The organism is Sphingobium sp. MK2 (assembly GCF_040170545.1).
Classification (GTDB): domain Bacteria; phylum Pseudomonadota; class Alphaproteobacteria; order Sphingomonadales; family Sphingomonadaceae; genus Sphingobium.
This window is the reverse complement of the sequence record NZ_JAZDXA010000002.1, coordinates 176,077-199,998: the sequence shown is the minus strand read 5'-3', so window position 1 is coordinate 199,998 and position 23,922 is coordinate 176,077. Positions and strand designations below refer to the sequence as shown.

General features: G+C 62.0%; 16 protein-coding genes. 13 read left to right on the top strand and 3 right to left on the bottom strand.

Annotated features, from left to right (window positions below; all coding sequences use genetic code 11):
• Window positions 1-1,683, top strand: coding sequence for a response regulator (locus V2I08_RS02365; RefSeq protein WP_349633739.1), 1,683 nt, complete (start codon window positions 1-3; stop codon window positions 1,681-1,683).
• Between the two features lie 190 nt (window positions 1,684-1,873).
• Here the strand turns inward: V2I08_RS02365 and V2I08_RS02360 are convergent, their stop codons facing one another.
• Window positions 1,874-2,986, bottom strand: coding sequence for an ROK family transcriptional regulator (locus tag V2I08_RS02360; protein ID WP_349633738.1), 1,113 nt, complete (start codon window positions 2,984-2,986; stop codon window positions 1,874-1,876).
• Between the two features lie 134 nt (window positions 2,987-3,120).
• Here V2I08_RS02360 and V2I08_RS02355 point away from each other — a divergent pair, with 134 nt between their 5' ends.
• The 3 genes from V2I08_RS02355 to V2I08_RS02345 are packed head-to-tail and all read left to right on the top strand — an operon-like array spanning window position 3,121 to window position 7,806.
• Window positions 3,121-5,622, top strand: coding sequence for a TonB-dependent receptor domain-containing protein (locus tag V2I08_RS02355; RefSeq protein WP_349633737.1), 2,502 nt, complete (start codon window positions 3,121-3,123; stop codon window positions 5,620-5,622).
• Window positions 5,622-6,800, top strand: a complete 1,179-nt coding sequence (locus tag V2I08_RS02350; RefSeq protein ID WP_349633736.1) for a YdcF family protein — start codon at window positions 5,622-5,624, stop codon at window positions 6,798-6,800. The genes V2I08_RS02355 and V2I08_RS02350 overlap by 1 nt, the downstream gene beginning before the upstream one ends.
• 16 nt (window positions 6,801-6,816) lie before the next feature.
• Window positions 6,817-7,806, top strand: coding sequence for a nuclease (locus tag V2I08_RS02345; RefSeq protein ID WP_349633735.1), 990 nt, complete (start codon window positions 6,817-6,819; stop codon window positions 7,804-7,806).
• Here V2I08_RS02345 and V2I08_RS02340 read toward each other — a convergent pair.
• Window positions 7,775-9,190, bottom strand: coding sequence for an MFS transporter (locus tag V2I08_RS02340; protein ID WP_349633734.1), 1,416 nt, complete (start codon window positions 9,188-9,190; stop codon window positions 7,775-7,777). The two genes, V2I08_RS02345 and V2I08_RS02340, sit on opposite strands and share 32 nt — an antisense overlap.
• Window positions 9,191-9,436: 246 nt before the next feature.
• Between V2I08_RS02340 and V2I08_RS02335 the strand changes: the two genes are divergently transcribed.
• The 9 genes from V2I08_RS02335 (at window position 9,437) to V2I08_RS02295 (ending at window position 20,876) form a co-directional block, all read left to right on the top strand.
• The gene (locus V2I08_RS02335) at window positions 9,437-10,447 is read left to right on the top strand and encodes a substrate-binding domain-containing protein (protein ID WP_349633733.1); all 1,011 of its coding nucleotides are present in this window, start codon (window positions 9,437-9,439) and stop codon (window positions 10,445-10,447) included.
• A gap of 321 nt (window positions 10,448-10,768) precedes the next feature.
• Entirely contained in the window at window positions 10,769-11,893 is a 1,125-nt protein-coding gene (locus V2I08_RS02330) for a glycoside hydrolase family 68 protein (RefSeq protein WP_349633732.1), read from the top strand.
• Window positions 11,890-12,795 carry an ROK family protein gene (locus V2I08_RS02325; protein ID WP_349633731.1) on the top strand — a complete coding sequence of 302 codons (906 nt, stop codon included), beginning with the start codon at window positions 11,890-11,892 and terminating at the stop codon, window positions 12,793-12,795. Before V2I08_RS02330 ends, V2I08_RS02325 begins: the two co-directional genes overlap by 4 nt.
• Window positions 12,792-14,543: a tannase/feruloyl esterase family alpha/beta hydrolase gene (locus V2I08_RS02320; protein WP_349633730.1), complete on the top strand. Its 1,752-nt coding sequence runs from the start codon at window positions 12,792-12,794 to the stop codon at window positions 14,541-14,543. Before V2I08_RS02325 ends, V2I08_RS02320 begins: the two co-directional genes overlap by 4 nt.
• Window positions 14,528-15,778, top strand: coding sequence for an SGNH/GDSL hydrolase family protein (locus V2I08_RS02315; RefSeq protein WP_349633729.1), 1,251 nt, complete (start codon window positions 14,528-14,530; stop codon window positions 15,776-15,778). Before V2I08_RS02320 ends, V2I08_RS02315 begins: the two co-directional genes overlap by 16 nt.
• A 69-nt stretch (window positions 15,779-15,847) precedes the next feature.
• Complete coding sequence (locus V2I08_RS02310; RefSeq protein ID WP_349633728.1) at window positions 15,848-18,217, top strand: TonB-dependent receptor domain-containing protein; 2,370 nt, start codon at window positions 15,848-15,850, stop codon at window positions 18,215-18,217.
• Window positions 18,218-18,272: 55 nt separating this feature from the next.
• Window positions 18,273-18,806, top strand: coding sequence for a DUF3237 domain-containing protein (locus V2I08_RS02305; protein WP_349633727.1), 534 nt, complete (start codon window positions 18,273-18,275; stop codon window positions 18,804-18,806).
• A 12-nt stretch (window positions 18,807-18,818) separates the two neighbouring features.
• Window positions 18,819-20,015 carry an MFS transporter gene (locus V2I08_RS02300; protein WP_349633726.1) on the top strand — a complete coding sequence of 399 codons (1,197 nt, stop codon included), beginning with the start codon at window positions 18,819-18,821 and terminating at the stop codon, window positions 20,013-20,015.
• An 84-nt stretch (window positions 20,016-20,099) separates the two neighbouring features.
• Entirely contained in the window at window positions 20,100-20,876 is a 777-nt protein-coding gene (locus tag V2I08_RS02295) for an IclR family transcriptional regulator (protein WP_349633725.1), read from the top strand.
• A gap of 80 nt (window positions 20,877-20,956) precedes the next feature.
• Here the strand turns inward: V2I08_RS02295 and V2I08_RS02290 are convergent, their stop codons facing one another.
• On the bottom strand, window positions 20,957-23,899 hold the full coding sequence (locus V2I08_RS02290) for a TonB-dependent receptor (protein WP_349633724.1): 2,943 nt from the start codon (window positions 23,897-23,899) through the stop codon (window positions 20,957-20,959).
• Window positions 23,900-23,922 lie beyond the last annotated feature (23 nt).

Here is a 23,922-nt window from a genome sequence, read left to right as displayed (position 1 = left end):
ATGGAAGATCGCATCCTTGTTCTGGCGCTGAGGGGTAGAGACGCGGCAGTGATGGAAACGCTGTTGGCGAAGCAGGATTATGCCTGCACGACCTGCGCCGATGCGCGCGCGCTAAGCGACGAACTGGTGCAAGGCGCGGCCACCGCGATCATCACAGAAGAGTCGCTCGCTGGAGCGGATCGCAGCGCGCTAGACGCCTGGGTCGCGCAACAGCCGCCATGGTCCGACTTTCCCTTCATCCTGCTCGCCACCCGCCGGGCCGGGCATCGGCCGCGCGACGCGATGCTGGTGCTGGAGCGACTAGGCAATGTCATCGTGCTGGAGCGGCCGATCCATAGCGAAACGCTGGGTAGCGCCGTGCGGTCGGCGATGCGGGTGCGGCGACGACAATATGAAGCGCGCGAGCGGCTGGCCGCGCTACAACTGGCCGAAGAGCGGCTGACGCACCTCAACGCCAATCTCGAAACGCGGATTGCCGAGCGCACGAGCGAATTGTCGCGCGCCAACAATATGTTGATGGAGGAAGTGGCGGAGCGCGAGCGCGCACAGACGGCGCTTGTCCAGTCGCAGAAGATGGAAGCGGTGGGCCAGTTGACCGGCGGTATCGCGCATGACTTCAACAATCTGCTGACCGTCGTGTCCGGCAACCTCGAAATGATCGAGCGGCGGAGCGAGGACGAGAGGATCTTGCGACATGCCCGTTTTGCGGCGGAAGCGACCGACCGCGCGGCGAAGCTGACGCGCCAGCTTCTCGCTTTTTCACGCACCCAGCAATTGGCGCTCGCGCCGCTCAGCCTCAATGCGCTGGTCGAGGGCATGGGCGACCTTCTGGCCAGGACGATCGGCCCGCGCATCGACCAGCGGCGGTCGCTGGCGGCCAGTCAGCCCTGGGTGATGGCCGACATGCACCAGCTAGAACTGGCGGTGCTGAACCTGGCGATCAATGCGCGCGACGCGATGCCGGAAGGCGGCATATTGACGATCGAAACGGACGTCGGGCGACATGCGCCAGAGGGCGTGACGCCCGGACGCTATGGCGTGGTGCGGGTGCGCGACAATGGCGTGGGCATTCCCCGACCGCTTCTGTCCAAGGTGTTCGACCCCTTTTACACGACCAAGCCGTTGGGCAAGGGCACCGGCCTTGGCCTGAGCCAGGTGTTCGGGATCGCCCGGCAATCCGGCGGGATCGCGCAGATCGAAAGCGTCGAGTGCAAGGGCACGACGGTCAGCATCTGGCTGCCGCTTGCCGTGCCGCCCACGCAAGACATTGAGCGGGTCACGTCGATATCTGCGTCAGATCGGGTGCGCCAAAAGCTAAACATATTGGTCGTCGACGATGATGAAGGCGTGCGCCGGTTCGTCGCGGAAGGCCTTGAAACCTTCGGCTATCATATCACTCAGGCAGCGTCAGGGGCGGAAGCGATCACCATGCTGAATGCCGCACTCCCCGACATAATGATCGTGGACTTTGCAATGCCGGGCATGACAGGAATCGAACTGGCCGAAGCAGCGCGAAGCCGGACACTTGATCTGCCGATCATCATGGTGACGGGCTATGCCGAAGAGGGCGTGTCGGCCGACACGAGCCTGATCAGCCATATCTTGCGCAAGCCCTTTAAGATCAATGCACTTGTTGGTGTGCTGGACATGACTACCGGGATGTTGGCACCTGCACCAAGTTGAAGGATGGGCGCGCTTGTGTGAGAGCCGCTGTCTTGTGGCGGACGTACAGCGTTCGGTCGATCGTAACCAGAAGCGCAAGCGATGCGGAAGGGCTTGCGCAGAAGGACGGCATGCAGCACAGTAACATGCATATTCAGGCTGAACTAAAGCGCATGTCGGTATGGACGTTGAGGATTGCTCTATCGATCCGTTATATCTCAGCAGATAAGGCATGGATGGGCAACAGCGCCGCGCCCAATGTGATAGGCGAACTGCCAAGAGTTGATACCTGCACCGGGGGGCGTCGATGGCCGAACATGGTGACCAGATCGGCGTGATGGAGACGGTCAGCGAGACCCTCTAGGATGGGTCGGGGCAACGTACCGGCAAGCATTATTGCGCCCGGATCGAACCATGCAAAGGCGGAATTGCACACAATCTCCAGTTGCTGCGCCGCGCGATCAAGCCAGATTTCGATCATCGGTGCCTGATCAGCGGCATCGAAATCAATCTCCGTGACGGAAGAAATATCACAACCACTCGTGCGCAGGACGGCAAGGAGGTCCAGCGGACTGGGGCGCGGCCGATCGCCGGGGAACAAGGCACCAATCTCGCCTGCAGCTCCAAATTGCCCACGCACGAGACGCCCATCCACGATCACGCCAGCGCCAATACCGAATCCAAGCAGCAATATGACCATGGACGAAAAATCGCGGATCAGGCCACCCAGATAATATTCGGCGATCGCTGCGGCGTTTGCGTCATTCTCTATCCACAAGGGCCAAGCCAGTTCGGCAGCGAATATGTCGTGCAGGGGCACGTCCCGCCAGTCGGGCAGGACATCGACCACCGCCCACCGATCGCCCGCCAGCGACAGTGCCGGACCAGGGACGGCAATGCCGATACCCAGCATCCTTTGCCCTAACAGCCCATGTTGATCGACCAGCATATGGGTGATGCGGCGGACCTTTTTCGCGAACGCCTTGGGGTCGATCGGCTCGGTCGCCTCATGATGGATCGCGATCGTGGAGCCGGTAAAGTCCACCAATGCGATCTCGATCAACCCCTTGTGCGCGGTCGCGCCAACCGCATATCCCCCGCGCGGAGCCAGACGGAGCGGGATGGCGGGCCTGCCCCGGCGCTGCACATCGATGTCGGGCACTTCCTCGACGAGGCCGAGCGCGAGCAAGTCGCGGGACAGCCGGGTCAGCGCTGTGCCGCTGATTTCAAGCGCCGCCGATAACGCAGAACGCGACAGCGGACCGGACTTGCGCAGCCTTTGCAGGATGCGGCGCTGGTCCTTATCGATAGAGGGAAATTGCATAGCACTGGCTCTCTTTGACCGACCAAGCTGGCGGACGGGAGTGCGCTAAGCAGGTTTATTTATTTTCACAACAATAATTAAAAATGTCACGTTCGTCGATCACGGGCCGCTCGACCACCACAGAGGGGCTTTCCATGATCAAGACCGTTTTGGCCACCGGCACCGCGCTTGTAGCGCTGTGCTCCACCTTCCTTACGCCAGCCTTCGCGCAGGAGACCGCTCCCGTCGAGCAGGCTGCCGAGATGGGCAGCGAACCAGGCGACATCGTCGTTACAGGCTCAACGCGCGCGCAACGTCGCTTCGAAGTATCCTATGCGATCAACACGATTTCGGCCGAGGATGTGGAGAAGATCGCACCTGTCAACTTCGCCGATCTGATCGGGCAACTGCCCGGTTTCCAAACCGAAATCACCGGCGGCGAAGTGCAGAATATCTATCGCATCCGCGGCCTGCCCAATGATGGCGGCTTTGTGAGCTTCCAGCAGGATGGTCTGCCGCTGTTCCACGAAAATGACGGCGTCTTCTTCCGGGGCGACGCGATCTTGAAGCAAGATCTGATGACCGACCATGTCGAGGTCGTGCGCGGCGGCCCGGCCCCGGTCTATGCCAGCTATTCGGGCGCGATCATCAACGCGATCACCGTGACGGGCAGCGATACGCCGCGCGGCAAGGCGCAGGTCACGCTGGGCGATACCGGCCTTTATCGGCTCGACGCCTATCAGGCCGGACCGCTTGGCAAGAATACCTATTATGCGATCGGCGGCTTCCTGCGTCAGCATGACGGCTATCGCGACAATGGCTTTCCTAACGACAAGGGCGGCCAGATCCGCGCGAACATCAAGCATGACCTGGACAATGGCTCGGTCAAGCTGAGCCTGAACTATGTCAACGATCACAACGTCTTCTACCTGCCGATTCCGACCGCAGACCCGCGCGACCCCAGCGTTTCGCTGAACCAATATATCGACTTTTTCACAGGGACGATGAACTCGCCTGCGCTGCGCAACGTCAATTTGAAGTATCGCGATGGTGCGAGCGTAATTCAGAGCCGCACCAGCGACCTGGCTGACGGCCGCCACATGCAGATGATCAATATCGGCGCGCAATATGAAGCCGAGTTCGACGGCTGGCTGGTGTCGGCCAAGGCCGGTTATACCCAGGGACAGCTTGATTTCACCGCTTTCTATTCGACCACCAACCCGACGACCCTGACCGCCTTTCTGGATGCCGGTGGAGCCACCAGCATCCGCAACAGGGCGAACAGCGCGTTCGGCACGGCGAGCCGTTTCGGCCTGACGCTGGCAGGAACCAACACCGTCTATGATCCCAACACAGCGTCCGGCCTCATCATGCAGGGCCAGTATCGCGACATTCATTCCAAATATTATTCGGCGCAGGGCAATTTCTCGGTCGCGAAGAAGTTCGAGACCGGCATCGGCAGCCACGACATTAAGCTCGGCCTCTACACCAGTGCCTATGGCGAAAGCAGCCGAACCACGTTTCAGAACTACCTGATCGAAGTGGCGGGCCAGCCGCGCACACTCGACCTGGTTGCCTATAATGCGGCGGGTGCGGAGATCGGCCGCGTCACCGACAATGGCGTGCTGAACTATGCCGCGACGCTGAGCCAGGGCGATTCGGACGCGACGATGTTCGCGCTTTATGCCAACGACACCTGGGAGATCATTCCCGGCCTGCGCGTCGACGCGGGCGTCCGTCATGAACGCTACAGCTATAAGGGCTGGGCCGCGCTGACCGAGCAGGTCAATCTGGGCGATGCCACGACATTGGCCGACGACACCACGCGCGGTTTCACCGGCGTCATCGTCAATTCCAAGCGGAAGCCCAACGTCACCAACTGGACGGTCGGCGCCAATTACGACTTCAGCCAGAATGTCGGCGTCTATGGCCGCGCGTCGCACCTGGAAACGCCGCCCAATGTGCAGACGGTGATGAGCATCAATCCCACGATCATCACGACAGTCGCCGACCAGTTCGAGGTCGGGCTGAAGCTCGCTTCGGGTCGCTCCTACCTCTATGTCACAGGCTTCTACACCAATTTCGACCCGCTCAACGCCTCGTTCCTCGCCTTCGATCCGACGACGGGCCGCAACGATGTGAACATCCCCTTCATCGGCGAAGCGCAGGTGAAGGGCGTGGAGTTCGACGCGTCGGTTGCGGTCACGCCCTGGTTCTCGCTCAACGGCGCGCTGACGATCAGCGATCCCAAATATAAGAATTTCCAGAGCGCGACCGGGGCCGACCCGGAACAGGCCGAGGGCAACCAGATCGTCCGCCAGCCGAAAATCTACGGCAACATCCGTCCAAGCTTCGACTTCCAGACGGGCGAGACGGACATCTCGGTCTATGGTCGCTACACCTATATGGGCAAGCGCTTCGTCGATCTGTACAACAACACCGCGCTGCCCGCTTACGGCACGATCGGCGCAGGCGTGACGGCGCGCCATGGTAGCTGGCAGATGCAGATTGTGGGCGACAATCTGTTCAATGCGCATGGCCTGACCGAAGGCAATACCCGCACCGACTCGCTGAGCGGCCAGGGCAGCGCGGAAGCCATTTACGGTCGGCCGATCTTTGGCCGTAACTTCCGCCTCGTCATCAGCAAGTCCTGGTAATGATGCGCACCGTGGCACGGATGGCGACCCTGTTCGCCACTATCGCTGCGGTTGCGATCGCGACGGTCCCGGCGCAAGCCGGGGCCGTTCGCGATGTCGTGACCGAACGGCTTTCGCAGCGGCTCTTTCCGCTTTTCGACGGGATAGCGCGCGACCCGGCCGCCGTTCGGGCACTTGTTTCCAAGGCAGACATCGCCGCCCTGCTGGCCAGTCGGCAGCGGCGTGTCGATGGCTGCGCGCAGGATATGTTCTGCGCCACCCAGGCGCTGATCTGGGCGGAATCGGAGATCGACGCCATGGCCAAGTCCCTGACCGCGCCTGCTGGCCTGACGGTGCCCGGCGATGGACTGACAGCGCAGGCCCGGCGCGAGATGGAAGGCATCAACATCATAGTGCGCACCTATGGCCTGGGCGCGCCAGCCGCCTATGCGGAGATTGATGGGGCCGGAATGATCGACCCGCAAGAACGCCAGGCCCGGCTTCAAGCGGCCTATTGGCTGTCACGCACCCCGCGCGACATGTCGGCACAAGCATTGGACCCCAGCATCGACTATGCACTGGCCTTACTGGACGGCAGCGACCGGACCGATGCAATCGGCTTCGAACCGCTGACAGGGGGCGTGAATGCAGCCGCCATGGCGCGCGCGCGAACGCTCGACTGGCGTCGCTATCGCTATTCAGCGTTGATCGTTACGGGCGTCGGGCCAGAAGTGCCTGACATGGCGATCAGCCCCTTTGGCAAATATCATCTTCGGCTGGCCGCCAGCCGCTTTGCGCAAGGGGACGCGCCCTTCATCATCGTGACCGGGGGCAAGGCGCATCCCCGCGCGACCCGCTTTGCCGAGGCGGAGCAGATGCGCAACGCGCTGATCGACCGTTATGGCATAGCGGCCGACGCGATCCTGATCGAACCCTATGCCCGGCACACGACCACCAATTTGCGCAATGCGACGCGCCTGTTGATGGCGATGGAGGCACCGATGGATCGCGATGCCGTGATCGTCTGCAACCCCGGCCAGAGCGCTTCGATCGAAAGCCCGCAGTTCGTCATGCGTAACCAGCGGGAGCTTGGCTATCAGCCGGGGCAAGTCGGCCGCCGCCTGTCGCCAACCGAATTGCTGTTCCGTCCCTCCCGCGCATCGGCGCGGATCGATCCGCGCGACCCCCTCGACCCCTGATTTCGGAGCCAAGACGATGCGAACCCTCCTCCTTGCCCTCACCACGATCAGCGCCCTGGCGCTGCATCCGACCGCCGCCCATGCCTGGGGCCAGACCGCCCATGCCGTGATCGACCGTGCGGCGATAGAGGCCATTCCGGAGGACGGGCCGGCCTTCCTGCGCAAGCATATCGACTATATTGCAGCCTCGGCCTCGCTGCCCGACAGTTGGCGGGGGGATGCGGAGAATTTCTCCAAGATGGAGGAAGACCCCAATCATGGCTGGTTTCGGGAACAGTTCACTTTCGTAAAGCCGATCCCGCGGTCACGCTATGAGTTTATCCTGGCGCTCTATAAACATTATGAGACGATAAAGGACAGCGACCCGTACACTGCACAGCGAACTAACGTGCGCTGGACCGGCACCCTGCCCTATGCAGCGATGGAAGCCTATGAACGGTTGATCACCTGCATGCGCTATGTCCGAAAGGCCCAGGCCGAAGGCGGCGATGCGTCAATCCCCGAACAGCATTGCGCCTTTCAGGTCATACGTTTGGGCCATTATATCGGTGATGGGGCGCAGCCGCATCACGACTCTGTCCATTCCGATGGGTGGCGCGGTGACAACCCCAAAGGCTACACCACCGATCGGTCTGTTCATGGCCGGTTCGAAAGCCAATTCGTCGACGGTATGGGCCTGACAGTAGCGGACATTGCGCCGCGCATCGGCGTGCCGCGCCGCCAAAGTGGCGACATGTTCGACGCTGTGCTGGGCTTTCTGAACGAAGCGGGCGACCTGGTGGAAGATCTGTACAAGCTCGAAAAACGCAACGGCTTTGCCGATTTTGCCGACAAGGATGTGCGTGCGTTCGTCTATGACCGGACGACAGCAGGGGCTGCGATGCTGCGCGACATGCTGTGCCGCGCCTGGGCCGAAAGCGCCACGCCGCCCGCGAAAATCACGCCCTCACCGCTCGACGCGAGCAATCCCCGCTTCAACCCGGAAACCGGATCGGCACCGAGTTGAGCCGACGCTGTTGCCGTAAGGCGCGCTTGCTTCGGTAGGCCAGGGCCGTGAGCAGGCGCGCATGGCGGGCGTGGCTGATGTCGTTGGCGCGCATCAGTCCTATCGCGCAAAAGCTGCCGAAGATCGGCACGCCCAGTCCCATGACCAGCATCCCCGCCTGGACCGACGCAGGTTGGATGGTATCAGGCGCATAGCCGAGCCAGCCCAGCGTCCAGCCGATCAGTGCGGTGGAGGCTGCGCCGCTCGCCTTCACCACCACCAGATAGAAGGCGAAAAGTCCGGTTTCGAACCGGCGATGGTAACGCCAGGCGACGACGTCCACGGCATCGGCCAGCAAGCCCCAGGGCAGCATGAAGATGCTGGCGAACCCGAAGCCGATCAGCAGTGTGCAAGCGATCAGGGCGTTCGGCCATGCCAGGCATAGGGCGAACAGCATTATGCCGATGATGCAGACGGCGTGACCCGCGGCCAACAGGGTCGCCTTGCTGAAACGGCCGGTGATCGACGTCCAGGCTAGAACGCCCAGAAATTGGCCGATGGTGAGGCCCAGCAGCAGCATCTTCACCAGATCGGGGCGCTCGATTACATAAGTGCCGATGTAGAGCAGCATCCGGCTGAACATCGGGATGGCAAAGCCGGTGATGAAGGCGAGCAGGGCTAGTGCCAGAATCAGGGGATCGCGCAATGGTATCGCGATGCCATCGTCCCAGCCCGTCAGGTCGGCTGGGCCAGTCGTCCCGCTGTCAGATGCCAGCGCGCTCAGCACCATGGTCCCGGTAAACAAGATACACGCGATGCCGCCAGCCATGGCAAGCCGGCCGAAGTCCCCGGTCCGCCCGGCTGTCTGAACCATGGGCGTGAGGATGATAGCGATTGCCAGCGAACTGATCGTGCTGAAGAACAGGCGATAGCCCGATACGCGGCCGCGCGATCGGCTGTCCGAGGTGACACGTGCCATCAGCGCGTTGTGCGGCACGTCAACCACCGCATAGGCACCGCGAAACAGGAGCAGCCCTGTGGCCACAATCCACAGATCGCGTACGCCGAGCGCTGGCAGGGCATAAAGCAGCGCGAAAGCAGCGCCGCAGGGCATGGCGGCGGCCGCGACCATCCAGCGATAGCCCCGCCCGGTGCGACGCAGGCGGATGACCAGCTTTGCCGCTAATAGGTCAAAGACGAGGTCGCCCAGCACCGCGACCAGCATCAAGGAACCAGCGCTGGTCGGCGATTGGCCCAACAGGTCGGTCAAAAGAAACAGGATGGTGAGATCGGCCCCGGAAAAGAGCAGCGCCTTGCCCATATTGCCGGACGAATAAGCGAACAATCGGCCTTCGCGCCCAACGCAATCGCGCAATCGCCTCCGAAGATACGGGCTCCGATCCAAGGCTTGCGACGGTGTCAGCGCGTTATGTTCACTCAATCTATACCCGCCATCTGATGCATTTGCATTCCGCACTGGCAGCTAGTGCTGCACTCTTACAGTTTGGCGACATTTAGGCCTGTGGGAGGGGCCATTGCGGCCGTGAGCAGAAAACCCCCATTTGCGCTGGTCCGACAAATCACCCTATAGTCGAGACATCTGTGATGAGAAGACGACACCCAGAGTCATGTGTGGCGGTCGATTTGGGATATGTGGATGAAGCGCCAGAAAGCCTCCAGCCTTGCCGACCTTTCCGCGCTGGCCGGCGTTTCCATATCAACCGTATCCCGCGCTTTGGCTGACAATCCGCTTGTCGCGGTCGCTACGCGGGACAAGATAAAAAGGCTGGCGCGCGAGCATGATTTCCAGATCAATGTCGCGGCGCGAAATTTTCGCCTCCAGCGCACGGGTGCTGTCGGCGTAATCTTGCCGCTTGGCCATGAAGCCGAACAGCATTTGACAGACCCTTTCTTCATGAGCTTGATTGCTGCACTCGCTGACGCGCTGTCTGATCGCGGCTACGACCTGCTGTTGTCGCGCGTCATTCCGTCGAACGATCAATGGCTTAAAGCCTTTGTCGAATCCGGCAAAGTCGATGGCGTCATCATTGTGGGCCAGTCGGACCAGATCGACGTGATCGAAACAGTGTCGGCCAACTATGCCCCGCTGGTTGTTTGGGGGGCGTCGATCGCCGGGTACAGCCAGTTGACCGTCGGCTCCGACAATTTCGAGGGCGGGCGTTTGGCCGCACAGCATCTCCTGTCGCAAGGGCGAAAAAGACTGACCTTCGTAGGTAATCCGGCGGTGCCTGAATTTGAGGCGCGCTTTGCCGGCTTCAACGAGGCGATCGCGCAGGCTGGTGCGCCATCAGGAGCAGTCTTGCCATCGCATGTCACGCCAGAAGCATCCTATGCGACGATACGAGCCAATTTCAAGGATGCTACTGTGCCTGATGGTATCGTCGCTGCATCCGACGTCATTGCCCTGAGCGCGCTGCGGGCGATCGCTGATCTTGGATTGCGCGTACCCGATGATGTCGCCGTGGTGGGCTATGATGATGTATTCATTGCCAAGCAGACCATGCCTGCGTTGACCACGATCCGGCAGGATGTTGTGCTGGGCGCGCAGATGATGGTCGATCTGCTGTTCCGGCGCGTGGCGGGTGAAAAAGTCACGTCCATCTCCCTTCAACCGACGCTCGTGCTGCGCGCTTCGGCGTAAACCTCCTTCAAAACCAAGCTGATACCGCTACTGGAATGCGATTTTGCAATCGTTTGTATTTAGTATTGCAATCGTTTGTTATTTGAAATATCTACCGTGCAACAAGATAGTTGCGCATAGGAGAGGGTCATTGAAGGCTGACGCTAAAATCGTGCCCGGCTTGGTGCGTCGGCTTGGCTGCAATGAACATCCAGCCTGGCGCGTCGCATCGCGGCCTTTCCTATTATCTTCTCCGGCCGTTCGTTCCGCCGGGGTGAAGTCGGACCTCCGCCAAGGACTGCACGCTTTGGCGGGGGTCATGACATGGGCGGGCATCACCGCATGAGCGAAATGCCCGCCACGAGCCATTGGACCGCAGACGACGTGCGGCGCATAGATATGGCGGCACCGCCTTGCGCACCCAAGATTCCGGCGCAGCGTCGCGTGATCGAGACGCTTGATCTTTGGGACTATTGGCCGGTGCAGAGGGCGGACGGAAACCCGGCCGAGATAGCGGGCGGCATGTTGTTCGTGGCGTTGTCCGCGCCCATACTGCCCGACCCCGACGCCAGGCATGCGGTGGCGCGGATGCGGCTGCTGCATCGCGTCGGTGCTGACTGGCGTGATTTGGGGCCACTTTTACCGGACGGGCTGTCGCCGGGCAGCCGGGAATGGTCCGGTTCGGCTATCCTTTCGCCCGATGGCGCGACGATCACGCTTTATTATACCGTAGCAGGCGTTCGGGGCGAGCTGGAAACCAGCTTTGCCCAGCGGCTATTCTATAGCTGCGCCGCCTTGACTGTGCAGGGTGACACCATCACGCTCTCTCCCTGGTCGGAGCCTGTGGAGTTTCTGACGCCAGACGATGTCCATTATAGCCGCGACATGGCAGGCGGCGGTGCGGTCGGCACGATCAAGGCATTTCGCGATCCGGCCTTTTTCCGCGATCCGGCCGACAACCAAGACTATATCCTGTTTGCCGGATCAATAGCCAGGTCGCGTTCGGCGTGGAATGGAGCGGTTGGCATTGCGCGGCAGAGCGTTGATCAGACATGGGATATCCTGCCGCCGCTGGTCGAGGCGGATGGGCTGAACAATGAGCTGGAACGCCCGCATGTCATCATGCGGGATGGGCGCTATTATCTGTTCTGGTCGACGCAGACCAAGGTGTTTGCGGCCGATGGTCCGGCTGGACCGACTGGGCTTTATGGCATGGTGGCGGACAGGCTGTTTGGCCCGTGGCGGCCGCTCAATGGGTCTGGGCTGGTGTTCGGCAATCCACCGTCCGCGCCGTTTCAGGCCTATAGCTGGCTGGTGCTGCCGGATCTATGCGTGCAGAGCTTTGCCGACCTGGTCGGATTGGCGGAGCCGCCGCGCGATGTCGTGGAGGCGCGGGCACATTTCGGCGGCACCCCGGCCCCGGAACTGCGGCTTATGATCGACGGCGACAAGGCATGGCTGGCATGACGGCACCGAAAACTCTGATCGCGGGCGTCGAGTTGGGCGGCACCAAATGTATCGCGACGCTGGCGCGGGGCAAGGATATCCTGCGGCAGGAGCGCTGGGCGACCGAAGGGCCGGAGACGCTGGACCGGATTTCCGCGACCTTGGCGGCATGGCAGGACGAACTGCCGTTCGCGGCGATCGGGATCGGCAGCTTCGGGCCGCTATGCCTGGACGCCAGCAATCCACGTTTTGGCCACATGGAGAATACGCCCAAGCCCGGCTGGGCGGGGGCGGATGTGCATGGCCATTTTGCGCGCCGTTTCGCCCTGCCCGTCGGCATCGACACCGATGTGGGTGGCGCGGCCCTGGCCGAAGGGCAATGGGGCGCGGCGATGGGATGTGCGGTGCACGGCTATGCGACGGTCGGGACGGGCGTTGGCCTTGGCCTGGTGGTCGATGGCAAGGCGGTGCATGGCCGCCTGCACCCCGAAGCGGGGCATATGCGTATCCGGCGGACGGCGGGTGATATGTTTGCAGGCGCCTGCCCTGCCCATGGCGATTGTCTGGAGGGGCTGGTCGGTGGTCCGGCGCTTGCGGCGCGGGCGAACGGTGCATTGGCCGACATGACGGATGACGATCCGCTCTGGGATCGGGTGGGGCGGGAGTTGGGTGAATGGGTGGCGATGCTGATCCTGTGCGTGTCGCCCCAGCGCCTGGTAATCGGCGGCGGCGTGCTGGATTACCGTCCGACCCTGTTTGCCAGAATACGGGTCGCCGTTGCCGACAATCTCGGCGGCTATCTGGCGGGTCTTGATCTCGATGCTCTACAGTCGCTCATCGTTCCGCCGGCCCTGGGACGCGATGCGGGGCCGCTAGGAGCGATTATCCTGGGGCAGAATGCATTGAGGGAGAGTCAGTTATGAGGGGATTGCGCTATTGCGGCATAACCGCAGCGATGATTGCGCTGAGCGGCTGCACATCATTGACCGCTGTCGCGCCGACCGCAGCCATCGGCGATCGGTGCGCCGCCTTTGCATCGACAGTGCAAGGCCATTGGCCCGACGCCTCGACGCGCGTGACCAGTGCTGTGTTCGTGCCGGAAGGGCCAGCGGCCAAGCCTGATCCACGAGGCTTTCAATATGACAGCACGGTCCCCTTGAAGGCGCATTGCGATGTTCAGGCCGTGATGGCCGAACGGCAGGGCGCGGACGGTCAGAGCTATGCGATCAAATTCCATTTGCGCCTGCCGATGGAGTGGAATGGGCGTTTCCTGTTCCAGGGCGGCGGTGGCACCAATGGCGATGTCGGCAATGCCCTGGGCGCGCTGGCCGGTGTCGGTCTGGTCACGCCAGCGCTTGCGCAGGGCTATGCAGTGGTCAGCCAGGATTCGGGCCATGACAATACGGTCAATAGCGATCCGGCCAAGGGCGGTGCGGTGGCGTTCGGCTTCGACCCCGACGCGCGGCGCAACTATGCCTATGCGTCATTGGGGGCGGTGGCCGATGCGGCGAAGGCTGCGATCGCGACCTTTTATGGCAGCGCGCCGCGCTATTCCTATTTCGCGGGCTGTTCCAAGGGGGGGCAGGAAGGGTTGGCGCTGGCCCATCGCTATCCTGACGCCTTTGACGGTATCATTGCGGCGGCGCCGGGCATGTCGCTGCCGCGGGCGGCGCTGGCGCAGGCCTGGGACGTGCAGACATTTGGACGCCTCGTGCCGCCCGGCTCCGATGGCGTACGGCCGTTCGGGCAATTGGCGAACACATTTTCGACCAGCGAATTGGGGATCGTCCGAAAGGCCATACTAAAGGCATGCGACGCCAAGGATGGCGTGGCTGATGGTCTGGTGTCGCATTATGGCCAGTGCGGTAATGAAGATGTGCTGCCGGTCCTGCGCGGTTTTGCCTGTACCGGACAGCGAAACGGACAATGTTTGTCCAATTTGCAGATCGATGCGCTTGTCCGGTCCATGGCCGGTCCGCGCAAGAGCGACGGGTCGCCCCTCTATGTCCGTTTTCCCTGGGATGGCGGGATTGGCGAGCCGGGCTGGGCAGTGTGGAAATTGGGATTGGCCAGGGAAGGCGTCCCGGCGCTGAGCATCGTGATCGGCGGATCGGCCCTGTCCGCCATCTTCCAGACGCCGCCCAAGCTGGTCGCCGCCGATCCGCAGGGCATGATGCAATGGCAGATGGCCTATGATTTCGATCGGGACGCCGACGCCATATATCGCGCGCAGGCCCCCTTCCCGGCTTCGGGCTGGGATATGATGTCGGCGCGGTCGCCCGATATCGATGGTTTCCGGGCGGCTGGCGGCAAGCTGATCGTGCCGCATGGCGCGGCCGATCCGGTCTTCTCGCTGGACGACACGCTGCAATGGTATCGGGAGGTCGACGCCCGCTATGCAGGCAAGGGCGCGGACACCGTGCGCGTCTTCCCCGTGCCCGGCATGAACCATTGCGAGGGCGGGCCGTCGACCGATCGCTATGACGCCTTTGCCGCGATGGTCGATTGGGTCGAGCAAGGCCGTGCGCCCGAACAGCTCAATGCCGCGGCCCCTGCGGCCAGTCCCTGGCCGGGTCGTACCCGTCCGATCTGCCGATACCCCGCCTATGCCCGGTATAAGGGCCAGGGCGATGTCGAGAAAAAGGAAAGCTTCGAATGCGTAAGAGGATGATAGGTCGGCTTGCCCTTGGGGTTATCGCGATGCAGGCGGCGCTGCTGCCGATGCAGGCGGTGGCGGCAGACGATGATCGCTGGGTGGCGAGCTGGGCGTCCAGCCCGTCTTTGCCGGTCGCCAAGCTGCCCTTCGAATTCTGGGAACCGGCACCGGAAGTGCAGGGCACAATCCGCTATCATCTGCGTCTGAGCGCGGGTGGGACGAAGGTTCAGGTGCGCCTGTCGGGCGACACCCAGCCGACTGATGTCGCGATCGGCAGTGCGACCATTGCCCTGGCCGATGCGCAGGGCCGGGTCGATGCGGCCAGCATCCGTCCCTTGACCTTTTCCGGCGCACGATCCGCAAGGCTGCCCGCCGGGGCGCCGCTCCTGTCCGACCCGCTGTCGCTACAGGTGAAGCCCGGCGCGGTGGCGGTGGTCAGCGTCTATCTGCCCGCCAAGGTGATTTTGCCGCAGGCCGACCCCAATCATCGCGCCGAATGGGCGATCGGGAGCGACCAGACCGGATCAGCGACGTTGCGCGGTGCCAAGCCGGTATCGAGCCGTGAAATCGTGACATCGGTATTGGTTCAGTCGGACAAGGACGCCCGGACCATCGTCGCTTTTGGCGATTCCATCACCGATGGCTTTGGGGCCAAAGATCCGCTGCTGCGCGGTTGGCCGGGGCAACTCGCCAAGATGCTGGCCGCCAAGGGGATCGCCAATGTCGGCGTCGCCAATGCAGGCATCGGCGGCAATCGGGTGCTGCGCGAGGAAGTCGGGCCAAGCGGCCTGGCGCGGTTCGACCGCGATGCGCTGGCTGTGCCGGGCGTTACCGACATCGTCCTGCTGGAAGGGATCAACGATCTGGGGCTGAGCGGACTGGACAATCCACGCTCAGACGGGCTGCATGACGCGATCACCGCCGATGACCTGATCGCGGGCTATCGCCAGATGATCGCGCGGGCGCGGGCGCAGGACATCAAGGTCCATGGCGCGACGCTGACGCCGTTCCTCGGATCGACCTTTCCGGGCTATGCGACGCCCGCCAAGGAAGTGATCCGCCAGGCCATCAACCAGTGGATTCGTACCAGCGGCGAGTTTGACGGCGTGATCGATTTCGACGCCGCCGTCCGCGATCCGGCCGCGCCCGACCATATCCTCGCCCAATATGATTGCGGCGACAAACTCCACCCATCGGACGCGGGCTATGCCGCCATGGCCAAGGCCGCATGGGATCATTTTAACTTTTAGCATCGTGTTATAACAATAGCTTAGGTCGATTTTTTATAACGATCCCGGCTAAAATCTAGGGAGAGTATCGTGCATCGTTTCTCATTTCTGTTCGTCGGCGCGAGCATCGCCGCCTTGTCCTGCCCAGCATTTGCCCAAGATCCAGCGGCCCCTCAGGCGCAAGCGGACATGGCCGACAATTATGGCGGCGACATCATCGTTACCGCGCAAAAGACGTCCGAAAAATTGTCCAAAGCGCCGGTCGCCATCAGCGTGGTGTCGCAGGATAGCCTGACCCGCCAGGGCATTGATTCCGCCGCGGCGCTGACCAGCACGGTGCCCGGCCTGCAATCAAGCCAGAACGGCTTTGCCATTCGCGGCATCGGCAGCAACAACAGCTTCAGCGGTTATTCGACGGTCGCGACGCAGATTGACGGCATCTATGATCCGTCCGCCGCCGTGCTGACGCTCGGCCTGTTCGACCTTGGTTCCGTCGAAGTGCTGCGCGGGCCGCAGGGCACCGTTTATGGCCGCAATGCGACCGCAGGCGTCGTCAATATCAATACCGCCGATCCGGGCAAGGATCTGGGCTTCAATGCCGATATTCAATATGGCCGGTTCAACGAAGTGCGCGCCCGCGCCGCCGTTGACCTGCCGATCAGCGATGCTTTCGCCCTGCGCATCGCCGCCTATCGCCAAGTCGATGACGGGTTCGAAGGCAAATATGGCGCTCGGCAGAATTACAACAAGACCGACCAGGCCGGCTTGCGCGTCAACAGCATCCTGCGTCTGGGCGACAGCCTGACCTGGCGCCTGTCGCTCAACTATGGGGAAAATAAGGGCACGATCCCGCTCACCTATATGCGCAGCCGCAACGTCTATCCCGACGCGGATATTGCGGCCGGGGTCTTCGGCCCGATCCAGACCATCTATGATGAGGTCATCAATCCGGGGCAGGATCTGGTCACCGATAATCAGATGGACCTGAAATATTATGCCGCCCGGTCGCGCCTGACCTGGCAGGCGACGGACGCGCTGTCGCTCACCTATCTGGCGGGCTATTCGGTGCTGAAGAATAATGGCGTGGATTCCGCGACCGGCGTGTTCACGCAGCAGAATATCAACCGCCGTACCGAAACCCAGTCGCATGAACTGAACGTCAATTATAATGCGGGCCGGTTCGACCTGGTGCTGGGCGGCTTCCTCTATCAGGACAAGCAGCCGTCGGGCACGCGCCTGCTGCATGCCGGCGACACCGCGCCGGCGCCGTTCGGCAGTGTCCTCAATGCGGCTGGGCTCGCCAAGGTCGCAGGCACAGGCGATAATATCACGACCATCAGCGGCGTCGATGTCGTGACCTCTTATCGCGGTCAGGGCACCAAGTCTCAGGCGGTGTTCGGCCAAGGCACCTATGAACTGGCACCGGGCCTGAAAATCCTGGGCGGCGTGCGGTCGACTTGGGAGCAGGTCAACCAGCGCAATATCGAACTGGTTTGCCCCGGCGACACGATCACATTGGAAAATATCAGCGCGACGAGTTGCCCCGGCATCCCCTTCGTCTATGCCCTGTCCGACGACACCAACCGGCCGGAGGCCAAATTTTCCAATGTCAGTTGGAAAGCGGGCGTGAATTATGAAGTGACGCCGGAAACGCTGGTCTATGCCAGCGTTGGCACGGGTTTTCGCGGCGGCGGGTTGGAAGCCACCGGCAACGCGCCGCAGTTCCGGCAATATCAGCCCGAAACCGTCACCAATTATGAGATCGGCGCACGCAGCTCGCTAATGGGAGGCAAGCTCTATCTTGCCGCCACGGCGTTCAACATGGACTATAAGGATCTGCAGGTATCGAGCATCGTGCTCAATCCGCTGACCAATCAGGTGTCGGCGGTAACGACCAATGCCGCGACGGCGCGGTTGCGCGGGATCGAACTGGAAGCGATCGTCCGGCCGACGAGCAATGACCGGATCAGCGGCTTTGTATCCTATCTCGACGCGAAGATCCGGTCGTTCCCGACGGCATCGGATAATCTCAATTCGGCCAGCGGCAATTATAACGGCGTCACGGGCGCGTTCGGCAACCTGCCCCTGCCCACCAACGTCGTGCGTGACGTGTCGGGCAATGAACTGCCCAATGCGCCCAAGTGGAGCGCGCGGGTGAGCTATGCGCATATCTTCGATCTGGGCGGTGCGGGTAGCCTGACGCCGAGCGTGGATTTCTACGTTCAGTCGCGGACGTTCAGCGACATTCAAAATTATGCGCAGAGCCGCCGGGCCTCCTATACCAAGACCGACCTCAACCTGCGGTATGAAACCGAAGATGGGCAATTGTCGATCACCGGCTTCGTCAACAATCTGGAGAATGAGCGCGTGGCCAATAATCTGGTGACGGTGTGGAGTTCGACCACCGCCAACTATGATCCGCCGCGTACCTATGGCGTGCGGCTCGGCATGCAATTCTAAGCTAAGATGGGGCGTCCCAGAGGGACGTCCCATTTTTTTCGGAAAGGGTAGCATCATGGCCGACACGCAATTCCCGAGCGACCCGCAGACGCGCCGCAGTGTGTTGTTGGCCGCTGGCGGACTGGCGGCCGTTCCCGTCATGGCAAAAGCGGCCGCGCCTGCGCCCGTGGCAGAGGACATTCCCAAGGCGGAATTCGTCTATGAGGCGATCGTGACATTGGGGCCGCCCGAAGAGATTGGCGAGACGCCGCATGGCAAGCGTGTGCGCATTCCCATCATCGGCGGCACGTTCAAGGGGCCACGGATCAGCGGCACCATTTTCCCCGAAGGCATGGACTGGCAATTGATCCGCCCGGACGGGATGACCGAATTGGAGGCGGCCTATCTGATGCGGGAGGCCGACGGCACCGTGATCCATATCCGCAACAGGGGCGTGGCGGGCAAGGACTATGCAAGGACCGCCGCCGTGTTCGAAGTGCCGAATGGGCCGCATGCCTGGCTGAACGAAGCCGTGTTCGTGGGAACCGTTGGCGCAGTGCCGGAGATGGACAGCCCCGCCGTGCGCATACGCATGTACAAGCTGGTTTAGGACCGCAGACAGATGGCACGCATTCGTTGGCTCACCTATTTGATGTTCCTGATGTTCGCGATGACATCGGAATCGGTTGGGGTGATCATTCCGTCGGTGATCCGGCAATTTGGCCTGGGCATGACGGCGGGCGGTGCCTTTCACTATGCGACGATGAGCGGCATTGCGCTGGGCGGCGTGTTGCTGGGATCGCTGGCGGATCGGTTCGGGCGCAAGCCGACGATTTTGGTCGGCCTGGCGCTGTTCGGCCTGAGCGCATCCCTGTTCGCCTGGGTCAGCAGTTTCGGCCTGTTCCTGGTCCTGCTGTTTGTCGGCGGGCTTGCGGTCGGCATTTTCAAGACGGCGGCGCTGGCGTTGATCGGCGACATATCGACATCGACGCGCGCGCATACGGCGACCATGAATGTGGTCGAGGGGTTTTTCGGCATCGGCGCGATCATCGGGCCAGCGATCGTCGCCTATCTGCTGTCGCATGATGCGTCGTGGAAATGGCTCTATCTGATCGCCGCCGCGCTGTGCGGGTTGCTCATGATCCTCGCCTGGCGCGTCCCCTACCCGCCCGTGCAGGCGAGGACGGAAAGCGCGCCGATGGCCGACATGCTGGCAATGATGCGCAATCGCTATGCGCTGGCCTTCAGCAGCGGGATCATGCTCTATGTGGGCGTGGAGACCGCCATCTATGTGTGGATGCCGACATTGTTGGCGGGCTATGCGGGGCCGGGCTGGCAATGGGCAGCCTATGCGCTGTCGATCTTCTTCATCCTGCGCGTTATCGGCCGTTTTGCAGGTTTCTGGCTGCTGGAGCGATTCAACTGGACCGCGGTACTGGCCTTTTGCGGCGTTGCGATCCTGCTCTGCTTTGCGCTGGCCATTTTTGGCGGGCGGCCGATGGCGGTGATGTCGCTGCCTTTGTCGGGCCTGTTCATGTCGGTGCTGTATCCGACGCTCAATTCCAAAGGCATTAGCTGCTTTCCCAAGCCGCAGCATGGTGCGATTTCGGGTGTGATCCTGTTTTTTACCTGCGTCAGTGCGGTGATCGCGCCGCTGGCGATCGGGTTGATCGGCGATTATTTCGGCGATGCCATTTATGGCTTTTATCTTGCGACGCTGTTTGCGGCGATACTGGCAGCGGGGCTGGTGCTCAACATGCTCTTTGATCCGGCGAGCGGGGAGCTGGCAAGGCGGGGCGCGCTCGACTATCGGGCGTGAGCGGACCTTACATAAAAGCTGCTGACAGGCGGGCCGATTTGAAGGATAGACGTTCCTTTATTTGGGACGGGTGACGGGCAAGATATGAGCGATAGCGACGACAGCAAGGAACCGGGCGTCAAGGGCACGCAAACGCTGATGCGCGCGCTCGACATCATGGACGAGGTGATTGACGGGCCGATCCGTGCCGCCGACCTGGCACGCAAGCTGGGGATGAGCAAGACCACCGCCCACCGCTTGGTGCAGGCGCTTAAGTCCCGCAATTATCTGGCGGTAACACCTGATGGTTTCGCGCTTGGCCCGAAATTGCTGCAACTGGGCGTGCTGGCGACCGAGCAGATCGACTTCGTGCGGATTGCCCGGCCGTTCATGGAATTATTGTCCGAACGCAGCGGTTTTTGCGTGTTCGTGGGCAAGCGGGAGGGGGATTTTTCCCGCCATCTCGACCGGGTGACGGGAACGCAGCGACTGCGCGTGGCGACGGCACCGGGCGATCGTCGGCCGATCGCGGAGACGGGCCTGGGTAAGGCCTTGTTGCTGGACGAGGATGAGGCGACGTGGGAGCGGCTCTATGTTGCGGCCAAGGGTGGCAAGCCATCGCGCGCGGCAATCAATAGCTTCATTGCCGAAATGCGGGCGCATAAGGCGCGCGGCGAAGTGTGGCACGACAGCGAACTGGGCGATGGCGTACGTTCGATCGCAACCCCGGTCCGCGACGCGAAGGGTCAGATCTGTATCGCCATCTCGATCGCCAGCGCCGCCCATTATCTGACCGACGAAGTCCGCGCGACTTTGGCGCCACAGGTGATGCGATCGGCCGAGCAGATCGGTGCCGCTGTGGGATATAACGGCCCCCGCTGAGCCGAATGTAGCCCCCGTAAACAATAAGGGCGCGATCATTGTGATGATCGCGCCCTTTAGGTTGGGGGAGGAGAGTGTCTTTACATCCGGTAGGTCACGCCGAAGGTGAAGGTCCGGCCGATGCGCGTTTCGAACAAGGTGTCCTGCCGCACGCTGTCGGTATAGAGGCGGTTCTGTTCATCGGTCAGGTTCTGGGCCTCGACGATGAACTTGAGCCGATCGGTCACGGCAAACGAGGCCGATGCGTCCATGTAGAAGGTCTTGGCATTGCCGACCAGATCGCTGCCCGGCGAGGCGGGGATGCCGCGGATGAACTTGTCGCGGAAATTGCCCGTGGTGCGGATGCTGAACTTCTCATCCTCATAATAGAGCGTGCCCGACGCCGTGTTCTTCGACAGGCCGACAAGGTCCGCCGTGGTGGTCACCGTCGGCACACCGTTTACGCTGGCAAGGATATAGTCGATCTTCGACGTGACATGGGTGAAGTTCGCCAACATGCCGAAATTGCCGAGGAAACCGTCGAAGAAGGTAAAGGGGATCTGCGCGTTGAGTTCGATGCCCTTGAGCGGGCCGCCCGGCGTATTGAACGGCTGCGACACGTTGAAGGGTTCGCTGGGGTCGGTGTTGCTGTTTTCGAGCAGACCATTGGGCAGGCCCAACTGGTTGAACGGAATGAGGCTGTTCACATTCTGGACGAAGCTCTTGATGTCCTTGTAGAAGAAGGCGGCGGACAGCAGCGAGCCGGGACGGAAATACCATTCCACCGCGACGTCGAACGTGTTGGCACGGATCGGGTCGAGGAAGGGATTGTTGATATTGCCGACGCGGGTGACCGGGTTGACGCCGCTGGTGGGGGTCAACAGGCCCAATTCCGGGCGCGCCAGCACCTTGGCACCGGAGAAGCGCACCAGCAGATTTTGCACGGGTTCGATCACGATATTGGCCGAAGGCAGCCAGTCGTCATAGACATTACGGGCAGCAGCGAACCGTCCGGCAAGGCCGGTGGGCGTCGTGGCGCTGGCGACCTGGATATAGCCCGACGAGAACATGTCGGTCTTGACGTAGCGCACGCCTGCATCGCCGCGCACGCTGAAACCGATAGCATCTTGAAGGTCGAAATTGGCCATTACATAGCCGCTTGTGACCTCTTCGCGGACCCGGCTACGGCCACCGCCGCATTCGACGCCGCAATAACGTACCGCGTCGAAGCCGAAGGTATCGGCCCATTTATCAGCATCTATCGCTGCCCAGCCACTGGGCGCACCATTGCCCCATAGCTTGTCGACGCCGCCGATGGTGGTCGTGATGTCCGCCAGCGTCGTGCCAGCAGGCAGGGCGCGGACCACCGTGTCGGCATTGAAGGGCCGCAGGAAGGTGGAGAGGAAGTCGCTGCGCCGATACTGGCCGCCCGCCCGGATCGAGAAGGCTTCGCTCGCCTTCCACGTCAGGTTCGCGCCAGCGGTGAGATTATCGGTCTTGTTGCGGGACGGCTTGCCCTGGAAGCTGAAGCCGCCGCGTACGGTCCCATCGGCGAGCGGCGGCGCATAGGCGAAGCTGGCGGGGTTATTGACGTCCGTGCCAAAGCCAAGCACCGGCGTACTGCCGCCGTCGCGGAAGTCGATCGAGAAACCATCGACATCGACGGCATCCATGAAGGTCTGCAGGCGCTTCTTGCCGTTCCAGATCGAGCGATTGAACCCGACGATCGCGTCGACGGTCAGGCTGTCGTTCAGCTCGCGCTTGAAATTGACATTGGCCTGTTTGAAGGTCGAGACGAAATTGTCGACCAGACCTTCGGAGCGGACATCGACGCCGTCGAATACGCCGTGGACCAGCGATCCATTCTCGTCGAATTCGATCTCGCGCACCGATGTCATCGGCTGACCCAGGTTCGAGGCATTACGCGCGAAGGACACGGCGGCGATATAATTGTCGCGACGGGTCACTTCGAACCGCGAATAGAGGAAATCGACGGAGATATCGGTCTGGTCGTCCGGCCGATATTGCAGGGTCAACGATCCGCCGATCCGTTCCTGCTTCTGTTCGCTGTTGAGATAGCGCGGCAGGCGGGGGAAGAAGGCGCCGCTGCCTGGTGTTCCTTCCGCGCCCTCGCGGCGCAGATTCTGGATCGTGTCATAGGCCGCCTGCGTGCTGGTGCGCGGGTTGCCGTTGCTGCAATTTGCGGCCGTTACGCCGCGCGTCGCCAATTGTTCAGGCGTCTGGCCTGCCGTATTGATCGGCGCGCCCAGCGGTGAACAGAAGCCGCCATTGATATTGGCAGGCAGCAGATCGACGGCGGAATAGCCGACTTCACGCAGGTTGCGCTGTTGATAGGCGACCGACCCCAATATGCCGAAACCACTATCGCCGAACTGCTTGGAAACCAGCAGCGAGGCGCGCGGATCGACCTTTTTCGACAATTCGTTATAGACGCCGCGCGCCGTCATCGAGAGGACGAAGTCATCCTTCTGATCGAAGGGCTTGGGTGCCGACAGATCGACGGTCGCACCGAGCGAGCCTTCCTCGATATCGGCCGAGGGTGTCTTGCGCACCGAGAGGGCCGAGAAGATTTCGGTGGGGAAGACATTGAAGTCGAAGCTGCGGCCATTATTGCCCGCGCCATAAATGTCCGAGCCGCCGGTCTGGGCCGTGCCTTCCATGCCGTTGATGCGGACGCGGGTGAACCCGGCACCCAGGCCACGAACCGAGATGTTGCGGCCTTCGCCACCATCGCCGCGCGCAAGCGCCACGCCGGGCACGCGCTGCATCGATTCAGCGAGGTTAGAGTCGGGGAATTTGCCGATGTCTTCGGCCACGATCGAATCGATCGCTGCCGCTTCACGGCGTTTCATGCCGAGCGCGCTGTCGAGCGAGGCGCGGAAGCCGGTGACGACGATATCGGCGGTTTCGGATTGATCCGCGACGGGCTGATCCTGGGCGATGGCGGGGACCGCCACAAGCAGCGTGGTGGCAATCGCGATCGCCGAACTGCAGCGCGCAAATGCGGAACGGGTGTGCAACATGACTTCCTCCCCTATTGACCGAT

What these genes read in the sequence shown, in the direction of transcription:
- V2I08_RS02300 (WP_349633726.1), top strand. Translation starts at nt 18,819, where the DNA reads ATGGCACGCATTCGTTGGCTCACCTATTTGATGTTCCTGATGTTCGCG.
- V2I08_RS02345 (WP_349633735.1), top strand. Translation starts at nt 6,817, where the DNA reads ATGCGAACCCTCCTCCTTGCCCTCACCACGATCAGCGCCCTGGCGCTG.
- V2I08_RS02290 (WP_349633724.1), bottom strand. Translation starts at nt 23,899, where the DNA reads ATGTTGCACACCCGTTCCGCATTTGCGCGCTGCAGTTCGGCGATCGCG.
- V2I08_RS02350 (WP_349633736.1), top strand. Translation starts at nt 5,622, where the DNA reads ATGATGCGCACCGTGGCACGGATGGCGACCCTGTTCGCCACTATCGCT.
- V2I08_RS02295 (WP_349633725.1), top strand. Translation starts at nt 20,100, where the DNA reads ATGAGCGATAGCGACGACAGCAAGGAACCGGGCGTCAAGGGCACGCAA.
- V2I08_RS02355 (WP_349633737.1), top strand. Translation starts at nt 3,121, where the DNA reads ATGATCAAGACCGTTTTGGCCACCGGCACCGCGCTTGTAGCGCTGTGC.
- V2I08_RS02365 (WP_349633739.1), top strand. Translation starts at nt 1, where the DNA reads ATGGAAGATCGCATCCTTGTTCTGGCGCTGAGGGGTAGAGACGCGGCA.
- V2I08_RS02315 (WP_349633729.1), top strand. Translation starts at nt 14,528, where the DNA reads ATGCGTAAGAGGATGATAGGTCGGCTTGCCCTTGGGGTTATCGCGATG.
- V2I08_RS02320 (WP_349633730.1), top strand. Translation starts at nt 12,792, where the DNA reads ATGAGGGGATTGCGCTATTGCGGCATAACCGCAGCGATGATTGCGCTG.
- V2I08_RS02330 (WP_349633732.1), top strand. Translation starts at nt 10,769, where the DNA reads ATGAGCGAAATGCCCGCCACGAGCCATTGGACCGCAGACGACGTGCGG.
- V2I08_RS02335 (WP_349633733.1), top strand. Translation starts at nt 9,437, where the DNA reads ATGTGGATGAAGCGCCAGAAAGCCTCCAGCCTTGCCGACCTTTCCGCG.
- V2I08_RS02360 (WP_349633738.1), bottom strand. Translation starts at nt 2,986, where the DNA reads ATGCAATTTCCCTCTATCGATAAGGACCAGCGCCGCATCCTGCAAAGG.
- V2I08_RS02325 (WP_349633731.1), top strand. Translation starts at nt 11,890, where the DNA reads ATGACGGCACCGAAAACTCTGATCGCGGGCGTCGAGTTGGGCGGCACC.
- V2I08_RS02305 (WP_349633727.1), top strand. Translation starts at nt 18,273, where the DNA reads ATGGCCGACACGCAATTCCCGAGCGACCCGCAGACGCGCCGCAGTGTG.